Source organism: Leclercia sp. LTM14 (assembly GCF_023736175.1).
GTDB classification, from domain to species: Bacteria; Pseudomonadota; Gammaproteobacteria; order Enterobacterales; family Enterobacteriaceae; genus Enterobacter; species Enterobacter barmai.
This window is the reverse complement of the sequence record NZ_JAIKTT010000010.1, coordinates 116,800-138,072: the sequence shown is the minus strand read 5'-3', so window position 1 is coordinate 138,072 and position 21,273 is coordinate 116,800. Positions and strand designations below refer to the sequence as shown.

Annotated in this window: 6 protein-coding genes; all 6 read right to left on the bottom strand. The window is 60.4% G+C overall.

What is annotated here, in order from left to right:
- Positions 1-97: 97 nt before the first annotated feature.
- From K5I40_RS18675 to K5I40_RS18650, 6 genes are read right to left on the bottom strand one after another with little or no spacing between them, the layout of a single operon-like run.
- Complete coding sequence (locus K5I40_RS18675) at positions 98-1,036, bottom strand: efflux RND transporter periplasmic adaptor subunit (protein ID WP_251931033.1); 939 nt, start codon at positions 1,034-1,036, stop codon at positions 98-100.
- Positions 1,037-1,065: 29 nt separating this feature from the next.
- A complete protein-coding gene (locus K5I40_RS18670) occupies positions 1,066-2,202 on the bottom strand; it encodes a site-2 protease family protein (RefSeq protein WP_251931032.1) in 1,137 nt (378 codons plus the stop codon).
- The gene (locus K5I40_RS18665; protein ID WP_223075211.1) at positions 2,202-3,551 is read right to left on the bottom strand and encodes an efflux RND transporter periplasmic adaptor subunit; all 1,350 of its coding nucleotides are present in this window, start codon (positions 3,549-3,551) and stop codon (positions 2,202-2,204) included. The genes K5I40_RS18670 and K5I40_RS18665 overlap by 1 nt, the downstream gene beginning before the upstream one ends.
- Positions 3,551-4,330 (bottom strand): efflux RND transporter periplasmic adaptor subunit, encoded by a 780-nt coding sequence (locus tag K5I40_RS18660; RefSeq protein ID WP_251929770.1) that lies wholly within the window; start codon positions 4,328-4,330, stop codon positions 3,551-3,553. Before K5I40_RS18660 ends, K5I40_RS18665 begins: the two co-directional genes overlap by 1 nt.
- Before the next feature lie 20 nt (positions 4,331-4,350).
- Positions 4,351-6,261, bottom strand: a complete 1,911-nt coding sequence (locus tag K5I40_RS18655) for a TolC family protein (protein WP_223075209.1) — start codon at positions 6,259-6,261, stop codon at positions 4,351-4,353.
- Between the two features lie 20 nt (positions 6,262-6,281).
- Complete coding sequence (locus K5I40_RS18650) at positions 6,282-20,987, bottom strand: Ig-like domain-containing protein (protein WP_251931031.1); 14,706 nt, start codon at positions 20,985-20,987, stop codon at positions 6,282-6,284.
- Positions 20,988-21,273: the final 286 nt, after the last annotated feature.

Genomic DNA, 21,273 nt, shown 5'->3' with positions numbered 1-21,273 from the left:
TTATCTTGTAATGAGGGAGGAACTTGAAAAATGTTTACCCGCCGGGTAAGGCAAAACCCGGATCCGGCGGTATTGCAGCGGTACGTGAGACGGCCAGTTACCCCTCTTTCCCCAACCCGCTTTGCTGAATAAGCATCAGCATCGCACTGTTAATCCAGCGATGCGCCAGGCTTTGGCGGTCGCTCTCCACTGTCACCTGAACGGGCATCTCCCGGATCACTTTGTCATTCCCTTCCTGGCCCTGAATCGAAACCCGGTACCAGACCTTTTCCGGCTTCAGCTCTTTTGCAGGAATGCCCGGGGCGAGGGCAATCTCTCCGCCAGAGGCTTTGGCCAGCGCGAGGGACGGCAGTTTCGTCAGACTGTGCTGGTCAACGGAGAGCACGGTGCCGGCTACCGGCTCTATCTGTCCGGGCAGGAACACTTTTGCCCCGGCACCGGGTTTGATGCGCCCTAAATCATCCTCCGAGACCAGGGCATCCACGTGCCAGCGGGTGCGATCGATGACGGTGGCGATCCGCTCTCCTGGTGAGATCCAGCTTCCCTCCCGGAAGGTCTGGTTTCGTTCTTCAAGACGACCGTCAATGGCGGAAACCAGCTGAAGACGACGCATCTCCATCGTGCCCGCCTGCTGTTGCAGTGCGAACTGATGCGCCATCTGCTCGGCCAGCACCTGCCTTGCCGCACTCTCTTTTTCCAGCCCCTGCGCACCTCGGGCGCTTGCCTCCCAGGCCTGGCGCATGGCGACTGCTTTATGCTCATCGGTTTCGGGCTGCGGGGCGGCCAGCTCGAAGAGTAACTGCCCTTTCTTCACCGCGTCGCCATCGTTGACCATTACCCTGACCATCTGCGCGGCAAAAGGGGTGTACAGGGGCTGCACCTGTGCGGCGTCGATCACCCCCGACAGGGAGACGCTTCGCGACCAGGGCAACAGAATGACCGCCAACGCAGTTGCCAGCACCAACATCAGACGCATCCGCTGAAACGGCCGAATTTCAACGCGCCGCAGCCACCAGACTTTCATTTCTCGGATCATCGGTAACACCACAAAGGTCATAATCTCAATCAAAAAAGGATAACGCCCAACGCCTTGAAGAAGGCGTGGTAGACCACGATGGCGATGCCGATAAACAGCATCAGCCTGTAGATCCAGGTAGCGAAGGCAAACAACGTCAGAAAGCGCGCAAAGCCCGGCGAGACGTTATCCGGAAGCGGATCTTCCAGACCGAATAATCTCTTGCGCATCGCCCGCTTCGCCCACAACCCTGCCCGTTCGTGCAGTCCAGGAAAATCGAGCCAGTCGCAGAGGATAAAATAACCGTCGAAGCGCATAAACGGGCTGGCATTGATCATCACTGTCATCACCCAGGCGGTGGTAGCCAGAAAGAACAACGCATTTTTAAACATGCCTTCTGGGGCAAAAGACCAGAGCAGCGTGGCCCACGCCGCCAGCACCAGTTCGGCCATGATCCCCGCACTGGCAATCCTCAAGCGCTGCATTGAGCGGTTGAGCTTCCAGCTTTCGCCGGTGTCGGTATAGGCCATTGGCAGCATCACCAGCAGCGCCACCCCCATATGCCCTACCCGAACACCGTAGCGTGTCGCCATGAACGCATGGCCCAGTTCATGCCAGCATTTCGAGAAGATCAGCGCCAGCATAAAGCCCAGCGCCCCCTGCCAGCTCACCGCCGTGCGCAGCGTCGCTTCAACAGAGTCCCACTGGCGGGCAGCAAACAGCAGTCCGGTTAACCCCGCCAGCGCCGTCAGCAGTAAAAAGGTGCGCGAGAAAAAGACGTTCACCCAGGGAAGCAGCTTGTTCAGCAGCCTCGCGGGGTGAACCAGCGGAATGCGGATGAACAGATAGCTGTGGAGCAGATGGCTCCAGAGACTCTTCTCAGGCCGGTAACGCGGGATTTTCAACAGCTGGTGCTGCTGCAAAAAACCGACAAAGTCGTCCACATCCCGGGGCGCGACCTGCAACGTGGTGTCGGCGTTGATTGCCCCGGCAATGGCCTCTGCGTTGCCCAGCGGCCAGCGCTTGAGGATCTCAATCTCCAGCCAGCCCAGCCGAAACCAGAGATTCCTCACCGGATCGTTCAAATGCCAGGCCGGGGAGCCGTCACGGTTGCAGCCCGCTTCCCGCAGGTGCAGTTCTTCGCGCAGCGAGGGCCAAACCGGGCTCATGCCGGGAATATCAGCCATTACCAGCCCACCCAGGCGCGCAGGGTCGCCAGCGGGCGACGTAACAGCAGATAGCCCAGCGCTTTCCAGTCACCGGAAATACGCGCGGTGCCCTGTAAACCGATGCGCGCCTCGGCGGTACTGCCCTGAAGCGAGCCGCGCAGCACGTAGCTCGCCACGCCGTTCGGGGCTTCCACGGTTTGATACCCTGCGTAGTCCAGGGTAGCGCTTAACGGGCTGAGCGGCGCGACTTTCAGGAACACCGTCATCGGCGCACCCGGTTTCAGGTTTGTTGATTCGCTGGCGGGCGCCCACGCTCTGATGCCCGGTTTGTCGGGATCGGCGAGCAGACCGATGCGCTCGCCGGTCTGCACCGGACGCCCCGCCCAGTCATCGGGATCGGAGTAGACAAACACCCCGTTGCGCGGGGCGCGGATGGTCAGTTTATCCAGCTCGCGCTGGAGCGAGACCACCTCTACCTGCTTCTCGCGCCAGCGCCCTTCTGCCATAGCCAGCTCCGATTTAGCCTGTTGGTCTTCTATGGCTTTCTGAGAGGCCTGTTGCAGGGTGATATTGGCGGTCGCCAGCTCGGCGGCTGCGACTGCCAGTCGGTTACGCAGGGTAATGTCATCCAGCATTGCCAGGACATCGCCCTTTTTCACCGTCATGTTCGGCAGCGCCACCATCCGCTGGATCACCCCCTGCACCGGGGAGGCGATAACTTCGCTCTCCAGCGATACTATTTCTGCCGGGACCAGGGTGTATTCCCGGACGGGAATACAACAGATTAGCCCCAGCAGCAGCGCCACAACCAGCAGGCGTTTGCCGCCGCTACGCCGCCAGATCCGCTGTAGCGCCGAGGGTCTGGCGGTGAGCGCCCAGCAGGCGTAGCCGTAGATTCCGCAGAGTTGCAGAAGCGCAAACTCGGGCGAATCCGGGGTTAAGGTTCCAGGCCAGGGGTCGTCACGTCCGAGAAACAGCAAGGCGAGGAGTTCACCCTCCGGGCCGGTGAGCGGGAAGACCCAGACATACTGCGGCAGCCATTCACTCCACGCCGCCTGCAAAGGTTCACTCAGCATCGGGGCGGTCAGAGGCATTAAGCGCGCCCCCTCTGCCAGCTTCTGGCAGCGCGGAACGATCTCCGCGCTGACTTCGGCAAGCCATAAGGCGTAAGGGGTGTTGCGATCCACATCGTTGAGGCCGGAATGAGCCACCAGCCGGGCCCGTTTTTCCCCCGTCACCCGCATCAGCGCCGCCTGGCGGTATTCCACCAGCTGGCGCGTCTCATTGCAGATAACAAATCCCAGCTCGCTGTAGTCCTTAATGCGGGCGATCCGGGCAGCCAGACGCCAGCTATTGACCCCTGCCATCACGAGGCGGCTCCCGCCGTCGGACAGGTGGTATCATCCGCAGCACACTGCGGCACGGCTTTTCCACTCATGCCCGGCAGAACGCCCTCGGCTTTATCCGGGAACGCGGCTTCAATCTCTACCGTCTGGCTGACGGCATCCACCCTGGCGCTGATATTGGTGACCGTCAGCAGAAAGTGTTTCCCCGTTTCCCCGATGGTGGCATCCAGTTTGACCCCCGGCTTCAGCCAGACAATCCAGCCCGACGGCACGTTCAGCCGCGCTTTCGGGGTGCCACTGCCCACCAGGTCAATCACCCCGCCGCCAGCCGACACGCCCTGCCCCTCTTTGACGTACACCCGCGCCACCCGGCCATCAAAGGGGGCGACAAACCGACACTGGGCGAGCTGGGCATTGAAGATCCCCATCTGACCTTTGGTGCGATTGACCTCAGCCGCAGCCAGGCCAACCTCCAGCTGGGCCGCAGAGTTGAGCCCCTGCAGCTTGGCTTTCGCTTCGTAGCGCAGCTGCGCGCCGTGATATTCCGCCTGGGCGGCGTTACGCCGGGCCGTTAAGTCCGCACAGTCGAGCGTCGCCAGCACTTTGCCGGCGGCCACGCTATCACCAAGCTGAACGTTCACTTTGGCGATGCGCCCCGCCACCACGCTCGACAGCGGGCTCTCTTTATTGGCCTGAACCAGAAAACGCACCGGGCTGTTATTCGTCGGGGCCTCTTCCGCCTGCAACGGCAACACCGCGATACCCACCAGGGCGCATAACACCATTAACATCGACTTCATACTGAATTCCTGTGGAGCCATTAAGGACGGGCCAGAGGGGCCATTCGCGCCCCGCTGATCCGCTGAATATCATCCGTTACCGACAGCGCCGCCGCCTGGGCCAGGGCGCTTAGGGTACGGGTGCTGGTGTCATCCGGTAAATAACTTTGATACTGGCGTGACAGGCGAACGTTGTCATCCCGGTCGATGAGATCCAGCGTCCACTGGCCTTTGCGCGTCGTATTACTGCTGAGGGTGTTGAACTGCATCCGTAAACGCAGGCTCTGCGGAGAATCATCCAGCGCAATCTGGTTCGCCGCCAGCACCTGGTTCACCGACTGGACAATTGCTGCCCGGCTTACGCCGCCAGGGACGCGCCCCACCTCTACGTGCAGGCTTTGGGTCTGCCGGGTCTGGAGCGCCGTGCTGGCAAAGACCGTCTGCTCCTCACGGCGCAGGCTGGTCGCAATTGCCCGCGACAGGCTTGCGACGTCGGTCTGCTGCACTTGATCCGGCAGCAGATCGATGCCGACCGAGTTCAGAACCCGACCGTAGGCGGCCTGGGCTTCGGCATAGGAACTGGCCATCTGGAAACGGGTGACAATTGAACGGGCCTGGGTTCGCAGTGTCTCCAGATCGCTGGTCAGGGAGTTATCCGATCCGGCGCGGGAGATGCTCGCCAGCCGCTGATCGACTTGCGCCGACTGGTCGGCAATCTGGAAGTCGTAGATCGCCAGTTTGTAGCGCTCCAGCGCCACGCGCACCTGGGTTAATACCGCCATGCTGAGTGCCATCCGGCGGGCGTCGTCGGTCTGTTTGCGCGCATCGTTGTTATTGTTAATCGCCGGAATGCTGAGCAGTTTGAACAGATTCATGGAGACGCCCACGCCGCCCTGCACCCAGCTGTCATTATAGAGGTAGTCATTGGAGTCGTAGTTGACCCCAGCGAACAGGTTAAGGTTCGGCAGCAGGGAGGCAATCTGCCGTTTGGTTTCATAGCTGTCGATACGGGCCTTGTAGTCTTCCTCGCGCAGCTCAGGACGCCGCTCCAGCGCCATCTGCTCCAGCTTGTTTACATCCTGCGGTACGGCAGAGAGCGGCAGCGGTTTATCATCCAGTACCACCTGGGTACCCGGCGGGACGTTCATCAGCGCCAACAGCTCGCTTTTCGCCATCTCCATCTGCTGACGCTTCTGGTTTAACTGCGTCATCGCATCCAGTAGCGCACGCTGGTACTCCAGCCCCTCAATCGGCGGCAGGATCCCCGCCTGTTCAGCTTCGCGGGTTTTCGCCAGCGCGGAAGCGATCTGTTCCGCCAGCGGTTCGGTCTCTTTCAGCAGACGCTGAGCCCCCAGCGCGCGCCAGTAGGCGTCGCGCACCTCCTGGACGATATTTTGCAGCACCTTGCGTCGGCGCTCTTCGGCGATGTTGACTTCGTCCGCCTGTTGCTGCGCGCGGAAATAGCTCATGCCAAAATCGAGCACGTCCCAGGAGAAGGTCGCATCGGCCAGATAGTGTTCCCGCTCCTCTGAGGTGGAGGGCCGCAGACTGACCACACCATCGTCGATGCCGACGCTGGTCCCGCCGGAGTCATTGTTTCGCCAGCGGTAGCCCGCATCCGCCATCAGCTTCGGCAGCATATCCTGTGAAGCGAGATCAAGCTGGGAGCGCGCCAGGGTGGTTTCCATCATCTTCAGGCGGTAATCGAGGTTATATTTCAGCGCCCGGGCCATCGCATCGGAGAGCGTAAGCGCACCCGAGATCGCCTCCTGGCCGCGATACATCCCGGCCCGATCCTGATTAACCCGTGCGGTAATTTCATCCTGTGTCAGCGGGGTAGGTTTGATGGAGCCGCAGCCGACCAGTAACAGCGCCCCCACCAGTAGACCCAGAGGTGCGAGGGGAAAGCGACGCGGTGAGAGAGCCATCGCTGGCCCAGAAGCATTTAACATTTCAACATTCCTATAATTCATCACTTGGCCTGCTTAACCACCGCAGCGGGCAGCACGATTGTTTTTTCTGGTTGCGGACGATGTAGCGCGGCAAGCTGCGCCGACAGCGACGGCGCCCCGTGGACGGTCTCTTTTGTCACTACCACCGGACTGACCTTCTCATGCACGACCGGCACCTGGAGGGTTTCACGTTCATCGGTATGACGCACGCTGAAGGGGCTGAACGCATCCCACAGCGCATTTTGCCCGAGGCTATTGGTTCCCGATTGGGTAATGTCCCGCTGCTCGCGGGTGCTGGCGTACCAGCGGCCAAACAGCACGGCCTGCTCCATTACCGGCGCATTGGCCTGTTCAACTCCGTAGCCGAGCATCGCCATTTTACTGTTAGCCCTGACGGCGTGAGCCTGCTCCGGACTCTCAAACGCATAGATCATCGGCAGGATAAACAGCCCCGGGGTGAAGCTCAGGCGCGACGATGGCGGCATATCCAGGGTGCCAAACAGATCGTCACGCCAACCGTCGTCCGTCATCTGTGGCATGGCGGTCATGCCATGGATCACAATGGTCAGCGTCGACTGGCTCGTATTACCGTCTGCATCCTGAAGGATATAGATGAAGACCTCCCGCAGTGCGGCGTTGGCTTCCAGACTGGCGACCCGCGGATCGCTGCGGTTGACCTCGTAGTGCCAGTTACCGCTGGCATCAAGGCGCAGCACGCCGTATGCCCCGGCGGTGAGACCGTTGATTTGCCCCGAGCGGCCGGTATTGTCAGACATAATCCCCACCACCGGACCGTTCGCAGCCGGGCCATCAGCGCCCGCCGTGTCGTTAGTAAAGAGATTGCCGCTCTGGTTGTACTGCGCCCGATCCTGATAGATATCAGCGGTATCCGGCTGCGCCTGCGGGGCATCATCGATAATCGTCAGCTGGAGTTCACCGCCGATCTCGCCATTCACCGTAAAGCTAACGGTGACATGCAGCGGCGCTGCGTCCTGGTGGACCATCGCCTGGGTCTGGACGTAGCGATAGCTCAGCACGCCGTGGGTGCCATCACTGACTTGATAGTTAATCAGCTCCAGACGTCCGAAGCCGAAATCCACAATCCCCGGTTGTTGGGCAGAGAGCTGCTGCAACTGGGCCAGGGTAAAGGTGCGTCCGTTGAGGGTCAGGGTTTGCGCCGGATCGAAGGCGGTAACCTGTAGCGTGCCGGTGGCAATGTTGCTGCCACTGGCGTTACGCAGCCCCTCTTCCGCCACCGTCAGCTCCAGTATCGGTTTGACCAGCACCTGTACGGTCACGGTCTCCGTCACGCCGCCGCTGGTCACCGTGTAGGTGTAGCGATCCGCCCCGACGTAATCCGGTTGCGGGACGTAGCGAATGCGGCCATCAGGCAGCAGGGTGACGCTACCGTGCTGTCCCTGGCTGACCGCGATTATCTGACGGTTCGGGTCTTCGAAGGTATCGTTCGCTAATACATCCGTAATCAGTTCTCCACCCTTCAGCAGCGCGCCGCGATCGTCCACCCCATCCGCCACCGGATTAACAATGATGGCCAGGCGACCGCTGGTATCACCGTTTTCGTTGCCATCGGTGACTGTCCAGGTAATAACCGGGAGGGTGCCGTTCCAGTCGGCAAACGGACGGAAGCTGAACTGGCGATCGCTGGTGAGGGTTAAGGTTCCCATCCCGGGGACGATCGCCGTGCGACTGCCGTTGGCAGGCACATCGTAGCGAGCAGGATCGCCGTCAACGGTAAAACCCGTCACCCGCAGGGCGTCGTTATCGGCATCGGTGACCGTCAGGGTGCCTTGCAGGGTGCCGCTATCTTCGTCCATCCGCACGGTGACGTCGGTGGCAACCGGTACCTGGTTGGTGACCCACACCACCACCGTGGCGGTCTCTTCCACGCCGCCGCTGCGCACGGTGTAGGTGAAGCTGTCATAGCCAACAAAGCCCGGACGCGGTGTATAGACCAGCGTGCCATTGACGATGGTGGCGGTACCTTCCGCCGGGGTGCTGACGCCGATAAGCGTCGCATCCGGGTTGCTAAAGGTGTCATTGGCCAGCACATCAAGGGTGCCCGGGAAGCTGGCGTGAATTGTGGCCTCGTCCTGATTCGCATCCACTACCGGGCTGACACTGATGTCCAGGGTTTGCGAGGCCAGGCCGTTCTGGTTGCCGTCGGAGACGGTGTAGATAATTTGCGGCACATCGCCGTTCCAGTCCGCTACCGGGCGGAACAGGTACTCCCCGTTGGCCTGCAGGGTAATGTCCCCCACCCCCGGGATCGTCACCGTAGTGCCCGGCATGAACACGCCCGGCAGCGTACCGACGCGGAAATCGACCACCTGTAACCTGTCGCTGTCATTATCCTGGTCGTTGGTAAGCACATTGCCGGAGGCCGGGTTATCCTCAGCTACCACAATGCGATCCGGTTGAGGCTGCGGCGCATTGTTCCGCACCTCAATGGTGATGGTCGAGGTCTCAAGCACCCCGCCGCTCATTACCGTATAGCTGAAGCTATCGAGACCGACATAGCCTGCATCCGGGAGATAAGTGATTTTCCCGTTTTGGATCAGCACCTGGCCGTGCTGCGCCGTGCCGGTGGCGATGATCTGTTTGTCGCTGTTACTGAAGCCGTCGTTGCTGAGCGCATCGATAATCAGTGGCTGGCCCGCATGCACCCACAGATAGTCCGGTTGAATATCGGCCACCGGCGTAACGGTCAGATCCAGAACCCCCGTTACCTGACCGCCGTCATGACCGTCGCTGACGGTAAAGGTGATGGTCGGCACCGTGCCGTTCCAGTCCGCCACGGGCACGAAGGTGTAACCGCCATCGGCGTTCAGCGTAAAGGTGCCCATCCCCGGGATGCGGTACCCGACGCCCGGTAGATGCACGGCCGTTTCGCCCGGCAGGGACCAGCTCACCACGGCCAGGGTATCGCTCGGATCGGTGTCCTGCACGTTGGCAATGACGTTCCCGGCGAGCACGCTGTCTTCCGGGCCCGATACCGGATCGAGTGGCGTCAACACCGGGCGGGTGTTGGTGACCGTGACGGTGACAAAGGCTACTTCGGTGCGTCCGCCGCTGGTTACTGTGTAGGAGTAAGTGTCCTGACCGACATAGGCCGGGTCCGGCGTATAAATAATCTGCTGTCCGTCCGGGCTGATATCCACCCGACCATGCTGCCCCTGAGTAACAGCGCTGATGATCCGATCGGCGTTGCTGAAGGTATCGTTATCCAGCGGGCTTTGCACTGACGGCTGCCCGGCATGCAGGCTGTAGCTATCGTTATGTGCGTCGATCTCCGGGGTGACAACAATAAACAGCGTCCCGTCCACCGAACCGTTGATATTACCGTCGGTAACGGTGTAGCTAATCTCCGGCACCACGCCGTTCCAGTCCGCCACAGGGGAAAAAATAAAGTCGCGGTTGGCGAAGATCTGCAGCGTGCCAACGCCTGGAATTGTCACCAGCTTCTCATTCGCGCCCTCAAGCGCGGTAGTAACGTTATTGACGGTGATCGACACCAGGCTCAGCACGTCGCCTTCCGGATCCACGGCGTTGAACTGGCCGACCAGCTGTGGCGTGTCTTCCGGCGTGATGAGCGAGGTCTGCTGCGACGCCGGGGTGCCGTTCAACACCGCGATGGTGACGGTAGCGATCTCCTGATGCCCGTCTGGCGTCGTAACGGTGTAGCTAAAGGTGTCGATGCCGGTATAGCCCTGCGGTGGCAGGTACTGGACGGTGTTATCGCTCAGAACCCGCACCTGCCCGCCCTGATCGGTACGGGAGAAGAGCGATCCTGCCACCGGTGTACCGGCGCTGAGCGTCAGGCTGGCATCCGGGGTGGAGAAGGTATCATTGTCGAGGACCGGGATGATCACCGGATTATCCGAATGGACGATAGTAAAATCGTTAAAGGTATCGCTAACCGGCACCACACCAATGTTCAGTACGCTTTGGGTCATGCCGCCGTCATTGCCGTCGACAATGGTAAAGCGGATAGCTGGCACTGGCCCGTTCCAGTCGGCGGCGGGCGTAAAGGTCCAGCTGCCGTCGCTGTTCATCACCAGCGTACCCGCGGCCATCGAGGCGGTTTGCCCCGCGCTCCAGGTGGTGTTATCTACCGTAAACTGCGTCAGGGTCAGGGGATCGTTATCCCCGTCGCTGACGCGCGCCATGACGTTGCCGCTCACCGGGGTATCTTCCGCCGTGGTCAGGGAGAAGTCCGCGGAGGTGGGCGGCGTGTTGAGCATCGTCACCATCACTGTAGCGCTTTCGCGCACCCCGTTGCTGATGACGGTGTAGGTGTAAGTATCGCTCCCCACGTATCCGGCTGTCGGGGTGTAACGCAGCTGGCCGTTTTCAAGGGTCACGATGCCGTGCGCGCCCTGGGTAAAGGATTCAATGGCGCGCTGCGGGTTGCTGAAGGTATCGTTCGCCAGCACATCGGTGAGTACCGACACTCCCGCGTGGGTGGTGACACTGTCGTTGATCGCATCCTGAACTGGCTGCACCGTAATGTGCAGCAGGTTGCTGGCTTGGCCGTTGCTGTTGCCATCCGTCACCCGGTAGGTAATGTCCGGCACCGTGCCGTTCCAGTCCTCCAGCGGCATAAAGGCGTATTTGCCGTCGGCCTGGAGCGTGAAGACCCCGAGCCCGGCGAGGGTGACAATCATTCCCGGCTGATAGTCAGTGCCCTGGATGGTGAAACCTACCACCCGCAGGGCATCGCCATCCAGATCCTGGTCGTTGGTCAGGACATTGCCCAACACGCCGGTATCCTCAGCGGTGACCACCCAGTCCGGCTGGGTTTGCGGTGGGGTATTGCGCACGTCGATGGTGATCGTGGCCGTTTCGCTGCGACCGCCGCTAATGACCGTATAGGTAAAGCTGTCCGCGCCAACATAGCCCGCATCCGGGAGGTAGACCACCTGCCCGTTCTGAATCGACGCCTGGCCGTGGAGCGGGTTGCCCAGCGAGACAATCTGCCGATCGGAGTTTTCAAAGCTGTCGTTTTTCAGCGCATCGATAATCAGCGGTTTACCGGCGTGAACCGCCACGCTGTCCGGTGCGATATCCGCCACCGGTGTAACCACCAGATCCAGCTGCCCGGCCACCAGGCCGTTCTGATGACCGTCGCTGACTATAAAGGTGATGGTCGGAACGCTGCCGTTCCAGTCCGCCACCGGTACAAAGGTGAACTGGCCACCGGCCTGTAAGGTAAAGGTGCCGAGGCCCGGGATCAGGTACGGCGTGCCGACGCTGTGCGGCGCCGTTTCCCCCGGCAGGTTCCAGCTCTCGACGCGGAGAACATCCGTGGCATCCACGTCCGACGCATTGCTCAGCACCGACCCTGACAGGAGGCTATCTTCCGGCCCGCTGAGGGTGATGAGGGCCGGGATAACCGGCGGAGTATTGGTGATAGTGAGGATGACCGTTGCGGTTTCCGTCACGCCTCCGCTGGTCACCGTGTAGGTATAGGTATCCTGGCCGACGTAGCTGGAGACCGGCGTGTAGGTCACGGTGCCATCGGCGTTGATGCTGACCGAACCATGCTGGCCCTGGGTCACGCTGGTCACGCGCCGATCGCTGTTAGTGAAGGTATCATTGGCCAGCAGATCGCGGGTATTGCTCTGCCCTGCGTGCAGGGACATCGCATCGTTACGGGCATCACTCACCGGGGTGACGATCAGCGTCAGTTTGCCGCTGATATCGCCGCCAGGTTTGCCATCAGTAACGGTATAGCCGATCTCCGGCACCATGCCGTTCCAGTCGGCGACCGGAGTGAAACGCCAGGTCAGATCGGCATTCACCACAAGGGTACCCACTCCCGCAAGGGTCAGGGTTTTGCCCGCATCACTCCCCATCACCAGCGTCTGACCGCCCGCGTTAAAGGAGACCACCCTTAGCACGTCGCCATCTGTATCGACGACGTTAAAACGCCCGCTCAGGGTGCTGTCTTCCGCCAGGGTCTGGCGATCGTCGATAGCGCCGGGCTGACTGTTCGTCACCAGAATGGTGACCGTCGCCGTCTCCACCACCCCGTTATAGCTGGTTACGGTATAGGTGAAGGTGTCGGTGCCGACAAAGTTGGCCGGAGGCTGATAGCGGACGCTGTTATCCCCCAGCACCTGGATCTGCCCGCCTTGATCGGAAACGGAGAGGATCGATCCGGCGACAGGACGTCCGGCGGCGATTGTCACCTGCTGCTTATTCGTGAAGGTATCATTGTCGAGTACGGGGATGACAATCCCGTTATTGGCGTGGGTTACCGCCTGATCGTTCCGGGTATCAGCCACCGGGATCACGCTGATGCGCAAATTGCTGGTGGTGGTGCCGGTGTTACCATCGGACAGGGTGTACGTTGCCAACGGAACTGTACCGTTCCAGTCGGCAGCCGGGGTAAAGACCCAGCGGCCGTCGGCGTTCATGGTCAGCGAGCCCGCCTCTACCACCGCCGTCTGCCCGGCGCGGTAGCCGATGCCATCAAGCGTAAAGCCGGTGAGGAGCAGAGCATCGCCGTCGGCATCCGTCCCGCTTACCCTGTCGGTCAGAACGTTGTCTTCGGCAGTGGAGAGCGTGACATCCCGGGATACCGGGGCGGTGTTGGTCATCGACACAACCACGGTCGAGATTTCGTCGACGCCCCCGCTGGTCACGGTATAGGTAAAGGTATCCGTGCCGACATACCCGGCCATCGGGGTGTAAACCAGCTGATTGCCGACGATGCTGACGCTGCCGTGCAGCGGCGTGGAGGTGGCGGTAATGGCTTTGGCGCTGTTCTCAAAGCTGTCGTTTGCCAGCACATCAATCGTGACGGATTTACCGGCGTGAGTGGTCGCCGTATCGCTGACGATATCCGCCACTGACGTGACGGTAATATCCAGCAACGCCGTGTTGGTTCCACCCTGGTTGCCGTCACTCAAGGTAATTTCGATCGTCGGAACCTTGCCGTTCCAGTCGCTGACAGGGGTAAAGGTGTAGTTGCCCGCCGCATCGATAATAAAGGTTCCGGCCCCCGCGATGGTGGCCCGCTGTCCGACGTTATAGTTGACGTTATTGACGGAGAACCCGGAAACCACAATCGGATCGCCATCCGGATCGCGCAGGGTGGTGAGGATATTTCCGGTGGCATCGGTATCTTCCAGGGTGGTGGCAAAGAAATTACCGGTACCCGGCGCGGTGTTGGTCATAATAACCGTCACCATCGCCGTCTCTGTTACCCCGCCGCTGGTGACGGTGTAGGTATAGGTGTCGGTGCCGACGAAGCCTTTTTGCGGCACGTACAGCAGGGTGTTGTTGGCGGTGATGGTCACGATGCCGTGCGCGGGCTGCGTCACCCCCGTCACCCGCTTATCAGCATTGCTGAAGCTGTCGTTGCTGAGCACATCCGCGACGATGCTCTGCCCGGCATGGGCGGTGTAGACATCGTCCTGCACGTCAGCCACCGGGTTCACCGTCAGGGTGAAACGGCCCTGCGCCGTGCCGCCCATGTTGCCGTCAGAAATGCTGTAGTCGAGGGTAAGATTGCCGTTCCAGTCGGCCACCGGCATGTAGAGATAGCGGCCATCGGCGAAGACCTGCAAGGTACCGCGGTTACCCGACAGCGTGACGGTTGTACCCGCCGCGTAAGAGGTGCCATCAAGGGTAAAACGGGGCAGAGTAAGGGCATCGCCGTCGCCGTCCCTGTCGTTGTCCAGCAGATTACCGCTGACCTGCGGGCTGTCCTCGTTCAGAATCCGCGCATCGTTCACCGCCACCGGCTTGATGTTGGTGACATCGATGTTGACGGTAGCTGTTTCGGACACGCCTCCGCTGGTGACAGTATAGGTAAAGCTGTCCGCGCCAACGTAACCCGGTGTCGGGTTGTAAACAAAAGAGGTGCCGTCAAAGATCAGCGTGCCGTGGGCGGGCTGGCCGAAGCCCGTAATGGTTCTATCCGGGTTTTCAAAGCTGTCGTTGGCAAGCAGCTGAGCAGCAGGCAAATTCAACGTGCGACCGGCATGAATGCTGACGCGATCGCTGGCGATATCCTGCACCGGGGTGATGCTTACCCCTAACTGCGCGACACCCGACCAGTGGTTGGTCGCGGTGGTCCAGGTCGCCGCATAGTCGTAGAAGTTCACCCGGGAGTAGACCCCTGCTCCGCCTACCAGCGTCGGATCGCTGGTGTCAGAGACGCGCAGCTGTAAGCCACCGGTGACCGGACCGTTGTGATCGGCGGTCTGGATAAAGCGCATCTGGGTATCACGGCTGAGGATCAGCGCGTTTGAGGCCGACATGTCACCTGGCAGCCGCGTCCAGGTCCCGTTGTTTAAATATTCCCAGTGCCCTTTGGTCACGTCGGTGGTATCGGCAAAAATCCCAATTAGCGTTAACGGCTGGCTGGCGTTGCCGCCACCCGCTATCCCACTCTGATTATCCAGGCGGTCGCTGTAGCTGCTGTCCAGCAGCTGACCGAGCGTGGTCGGGGCATTGCCATCCTCCGGGAAGGTCCAGATGGCGCTGTTGATCAGTGGGCTGTCGTTGACGTTAGTCACCGGTTGACTGAGGCGAATCAGCTGGCTGCTGAACAGCGAAGTAGCGCCATTAACCTGCGTGCTGCCGCTGCTGCCGTTCATCGGCTGTATGGCTGTGCTGGAGGTGTCGCCGTTGGTGTTGTTCTCCACCAGGCGCACGCCGGGCTGATTCGGGGTACCGAAGAAGTTGACCGCCGGGACAAAGCGCAGCTGCGCCGCGCCGTTTAAGAACAGGGCGTTGCTGTCGCTGCGGGCACCCACTGCCGTCCAGATCTGGCCCCCATCGGTGGAGTATTGCCACTCACCCTGCTGCGGATTCAGCGTCAGGCTGCTGATAGCGATGCCCCAGAAGGCATCGCTGCGGCTGCCGTCGCCGCCGCCATTCTGGCTGTTATCGACGTTATCGCGGCTATCATCAAACAGCGGCCCGAACAGGCTCCCCACCGAGGTGCCGTTAACGTTACCCGCGGCGGTGTCTTCGGTGATGGCCGGAAGCGTCACCTGGGTGCCCGTCGCCACCGGGGCGTCGTTGACCGGTTTCACGGTAAAGGTGAATTCGCGGGTGGTAATGATGGCCGCCGAGGTCTGGTCGGCGTAGTCCGCCCGGCCCGGATCGCTGGTGGTGCTGGTCATGTTGGCCGGGAGTCTGTCCGGACGACTCCCGGTTGAACCATTGTCGTTCACCGTGACGATAACGCCAAAATTGCCGTTCCAGTCCGCCGCGCTGGCCGTTCCTGCCACATCCGGCAGAGCGACCGTGACTGCCGCCAGTCGACTGTTGATCTCTGCCAGCGTACCGGTGAGGCGTACCGTACTGCCACCGAGCCCCTGCACCGTTCCGCCGCTGCCGCCAATTTGACTGATAACAAAGCCGTCAGGCACCTGCACATTCACCGTCAGACTACTGCTTCCCGCATCGGCATCAGTCACCAGGATTGGCGGCAAAACTATGCTGCTGCTGCCCTCGTTAACCTCAATAGCGGGGGTATTCCCCAGCCGGATTTCGGCTGCATCGTTGACGGAACTCTGGAACACCAGAATCGAGGCGGCACTGACGTTTTGCGCCAACCCTTGTGGAATGAGGCTGTAGGGATCTACTTCTGTTAATGGGGTATTGAGTGTGCCGTTATTACTCGCATCGCTGTTCAGTCCGCCGTTGGCGAGGCCGGTAAGCGCACCGTTCCCGTCACGCAGGCGATCGTCGGCAATCACCTCCACCCGGTAAAAACGGTCGGCGTCGTCGGTGTCGATCCCCACCATTCTGACCTGGAGCTGGGCCAGCCAGGCGTTGATCTGGGCCCGGGTGCCCTCGATGACAATCGGGGAACGGTCGCCGTCGGTGGGAGGCGCGCCCGTGGCGATCGCTGTCACCCCGGTGCCGGTGGCTCCGGAGGTAATAGAGATAGAGGTGGTGCCGCGGTAGTCGCTAATCTGCAACGGCGTGCCGTCCGGCTCGGTGAGGCGAACGGTGACCCGCAGACGATCGGTTTCGCCCGTCGCAACCCCACCACTGTCGGTCAGATCCGGATCGTCCACCGAGAAGCCCGGCACTGTGGTAAAGCCATTTCCGATGGTGTTATCCAGATTGATCACACCGCTGCCCGCATTGACCACTGGGGCGTCGTTCACTGGCTCGATAGTCAGAGCAATACTGAGATCGGCGGGAGCGGTGCCCTGAAGGGTACCTACCGTCGCCGCCTGGGTGTCGAGACTGACGGTCAGAGTGACGTCACCCGCGGCGCCGCTATTTTGATCCTGGTTGGCATTCAGGGCGCTAAGGTAAGTCAACCCGAACACGGGATCGTTGAGCAGCCCCTGGATGGCGCTGGCCTGGCCGGTTAATACCAGCGTGCCGCTATTATCGCCGCTGATGTTAACGCCGTTCAGCGCGCTTTGTACTCCGTCCCCCCCGATGCCCAGCTGGCCCTGGGCCACGCGCAGCGTGACCGTAACCGGCAGGCCGAGGGCGTTCGATTCGACGTCGCTCACCACGAAGCCGCCGCCAATAAAGGAGACCTGATCTTCCCGGACGGTTTTTTGCGCGTCTCCCGTCAGCGTGCCGGGATCGTTAATGCTCGACGCCAGCAGCGTCGCCGTCCCGGCGGCAATATTGCCGTCATTGGTCGGTACGATGTCGGCGTACCAGTTATATACGTTGCCGTCCACCGCTCCCGGCTTCAGGCCAAACGCAGGCGCAGGCACTTGATTCACCGGGCCGCCGTTGGCGCTGCCGGTGAGGTTGCCGCTGACATCCCGCAGGCGGTCGTCGGTGATGACCTGAATCTGGTACGCTGCGTTGCGGTCATTGCTCATGGCTACCGTCAGCCCGGCCAGGGCGCTGTTGATCTGCGCCACGCTGCCGGTGAGCACCAGCAGATCGCTGTTTCCGCCCACCACGCTGAGCCCGGCGACGCTCGCAATGCCAAAGGTCACGTCACTGTACTCCGCCTGGGTAAACGCCGAGCCATCGGCATGCAGCAGGCGAACGGTGGTTTGCAGGCGATCGGTGAGGTTGGTCGCTCCCGCAATCAGGTCAGGGTCAGCAATCGTAAACCCGGGCACCGGAGTGGCTCCGGCGCCCACTTTAATCACGCTACCCGGATCGCTTACCGTTGGGGCGTCGTTCGCCGGGGTAATGTCGATCACAAACCGGTTCCCGGACTGCTCTTTGTCGCCGTCGGAGAGGCGGAAGCTGAAACCGTCCTGCGCACTGCTGCGATCCACACCATCGTTAAGGTAATAGAGATACCCCAGCGCGATATCCTGCTGGGTAAAGGAGGAGCCCGCCCCCAGCACGTTGAAGTTAACGCCATCGGTGGAGCGCGCCAGGCGGCCAAAGGCCGGGGACTGGGTGACGGTAAACTGCACCTGCTCCGCGCTACTGTCGGGATCGTAAGCCTGCAGCATGTCGCTTGTAATCTGCGCGAAGCTGCTCTCTGTAACAGTAAGGGGGATGTTGGCCGGCGCGCCCCCCGCCATGTTCGGCGATTCGCTGCTGACCACCGGATCGGCGGCGGTTGGGGTGGCGGCTATTTGCGGGCCGTCGTTAACGTTGGTGATCACCAGCCCCACCGTCGCAGCGGTGAGCGACTGCGCTCCCCAGCGATCAACAGCGGCAACCGAGAAGCTGGTATTGCGGATCTCGGAACCGTCGCTGACGAAGCGTAACCCGCTGCTGGCATCACGGGTCAACAGCGAGGCATCGAGCTGTAAGCTGTTAAGATCCGCCGGGGTGATAGTCGTCCAGCTGCTGCCGTTAAAATACTGCAACACCCCGCCGGTCGGCAGAGTGGTAAAGATCATCTTCAGGGCATTGCTGCCTGTCGCCTCATGATTTAAGGCGTAATTGGGATTGCCGTTCAGGGTCGCGCTGGTTTCGTACGGATTGCCGCTATTGGCATCGTCCGGATCGCTAACCGTCAGCATATCGCGGGTGATGACCAGGGTTTCGCCCTCCGCCAGGACGTTGCTGGCGGACCCGCTCACCATCGGGGGATCGTTCACCGGTGTGGCAAAAACATTGACGCTCACGCGATCGATCACCGGAACCGGCTCGCCGTTCCCGTCCAGGGTGACACGCCCGGCGGTCACGGTAAAGCTGGCGTTAGCGCTAAAGTTTTCCCCACCGCTATGAGCAAAACGGATCGCGCCGTTATTCACATCCGCCTGGGTGAAGGTCTCCAGCGGCAGCAACGTGACCCAGCTACCGTTGATATTTTTTTGTAAGGCTAAGTCGCTTCCCCCCCCAAGCCAGCTATAAACCACCTCTGTGGGAGCGACGTCAGGTAGCGTATAACTCAGACCTGGCGTGGCGTCGGTGATATTGCCGGTTCCCGCCAGCACCAGTGTGCCCCCTTCGTTCAGGACGCCGTGGGTAAGTGCCCCTGGGTCGTTAACGTTGGTACCGAATACCGGCGAAAAAGTTGTGGTAACCGGCTGGTCGAGGGTCGGTACGCTTCCCGGTTGCGGGTTCGACACGGTGTCGGCCAGGGCGATGTTAAAGCGAAAAGCCGTGAGAGCATAGCCGGGCGCATCGCCGTCATAGACGCCGCCTTCACGGACGCTGGTCTGGCCGGAGCTGGTCCAGTAGAGGTTTAACTCGTGATCAATCACCCGGAAGTCAAAGCTGTCCTGCTCATTAGAGGTGGTATTGCGGTACTGCACATAGCTGACGCGGCCCGCCTTGATATCCGCCACCGAGAAGGTGTCCCCGCTCTGCATCCTCAGGCCGTTGAGGGTCAGGTAGCCGTGGGAGAGATTGGTCGTGTCCACCACAAAACTCACCTGGCTATCCTCGGAGTCCACGTCGGTCGCGTTAAGCATCGAGGGGGTTAAGGCCACGCTGCCACTGATGGCATCGACAACCGCCGACTGGCTGCTGGTGGCATCGAAAATCGGGTTATCATTGACGCTGTCGATCGTCAGGGTGATCACCCCATCGCTGCTGGCGGGCGTGCCGGTGCCGCCCCCCTGATCGGTGACGCGTACGCCAAAGCTATCCTGTTTCACGCCCTCGGTGCCGTCATTGCTGTAGGTCAGTTTGTCTTTGTCGGCGTAGCTGAAACTGAAACCGGCCTGGATCGGCTGGCCATTATAATAAAGTACACCGTGAGCGGGCACTTGGGTGATGGTCAGGGTCAGTTGCGTGTCCTGCGGATCGCCGCCGGTAGTGGCTTCAATGTACTTACCGACGTTGCCCGTGAGATCGGCATTCTGCGGCTGGCCTTCAAAGACAATGCCGCTGCCGCTCACGTCCGGAAGCTGGTTTTCCGGCTGGATGTTGAGGGTGACAGTGACGCTGTCCGATAAATTCAACGGGGTGGCACCGTCATTGAGGCTGGCAGAAAAACTGTCGGCCGTATTCTGGTCGGCACCGGTGGCAGTATGAACATATTTCACCGTGCCATTGATGACATCCTGCTGGGTAAAGACCGAGCCGACGCCAATGCGCTGACCGTTCAGGGTCAGATAGCCATAGCGCGGCAAGGCCGTCAGGCTGTAGACCATCTGAACCGGGGTTTGCGCCCCTATCGCCAGCTCGGGATCAACGATCGCCAGGACGGAGGCATCAATCACCGTGCCGCTGCCGTTCCGCTCTGGCACCAGCAGGCTGCTGTCATTGATGGTGGCCGGGTCGTTGGCGGGGGTAATAATGATGCGCTGCGTCATCCAGGCGACGCCGCCTGAATCGTTAAATACGTAGATGTCGACGCCAGTGGTATCGGTTTGGTTACCAGTTTCACGATCGGTGGCGGTAAAGGTGAGCTGATTAAGCCATGCCTGCGCCTCCGTCGCCGTGCCGCTGAAACTAAGGAAATAGTTGTCGGCGGGCTGTACGCCATCCGACAGCGTGCCCTTGGTGCCATCCTGCAGATACAGGTTAAGAATGACCGTGCCGGAGGGATTACTCTGGTCCAGGGTCCAGCCGGAAAACTGCCCCACTTCCTTGCCCGGGTTGAGCACCGACGGCTCGCTGACGATAAGATCGCCTGCACTATTTTTCAGGGTCGGGGTTTCCAGCAGGCCCGCGTAATCAAGGGCCAGGCTGTGGGCTTCGACAGTGCCCACTGAGGTTTCCAGCCTCCAGTTGCCGCCTGCATCACGGCTACCCGTGGCATCATCGGATGCCGCCACATCGGCATGGGTAAAGGCCGCGAGCTGGCTAACCAGCGCGGTGTCGTTACGGGTGACGGAACAGCCGTAGAGCAGGATATCCCCGTCGGCGCTCAGCTTATCTCCCAGCGCCTGAAGCTGCGGCTGCAACTTTGCAACGTTCCCGGCGGTAATGATGTCGCTGCCCAGGGTGATTTCATCGCTCACACCGTGGCTATAAATGTGGATAGCGGAAATTTGCTTTTCGTCTGCCAGCGCCTGGTTGAGCTGACTCAGGCCAGAGCTGCCCTCCTGGATTATCACCACTTTGCTGTTTTGCGGTAACTGCGTTACCAGCGACTGCCAGTTTTTGATCCGGCTGTCGATGACAAAAACCTCTTTATCAGGGCTCGGCTGGGCTAAGGCGGTGTGATCTACCGTAACAGGGCGAAAGGCATCTTGCGCATGACTATGGGCGGCATCACTGCCCGTGTCATGATGTTGCGCTGACTCTGCAATAGCTGCACCGTCAAATAATTGACGCGCTTCCAGCGCGAAACGATGTGCACGGGGACGATGTAAGGCAGTGCTGGCATTTTTTTTCATATATCCACACCAAAAGCGAAACCTGTTACAACATATTAACCTGATGAATAAATAGAGATGTAACACTTTTTATAAATCAAATTAAGAAATGCGTTCACAGCCTCTAAAAATTATGGTTTACCTATAAAAACCCTACCAAAAAGCATGTAAAAGGACTGGAAATGCGTTTATAAATCTTAACCGTGATACCTATCAAAACAGGTAGTTACATAATGTCCGCAATCGTCTGTCCTAAAAAGTAATTTTATGTAAATTTCACGGTTGCTATAGGCAATACCTATGGAGT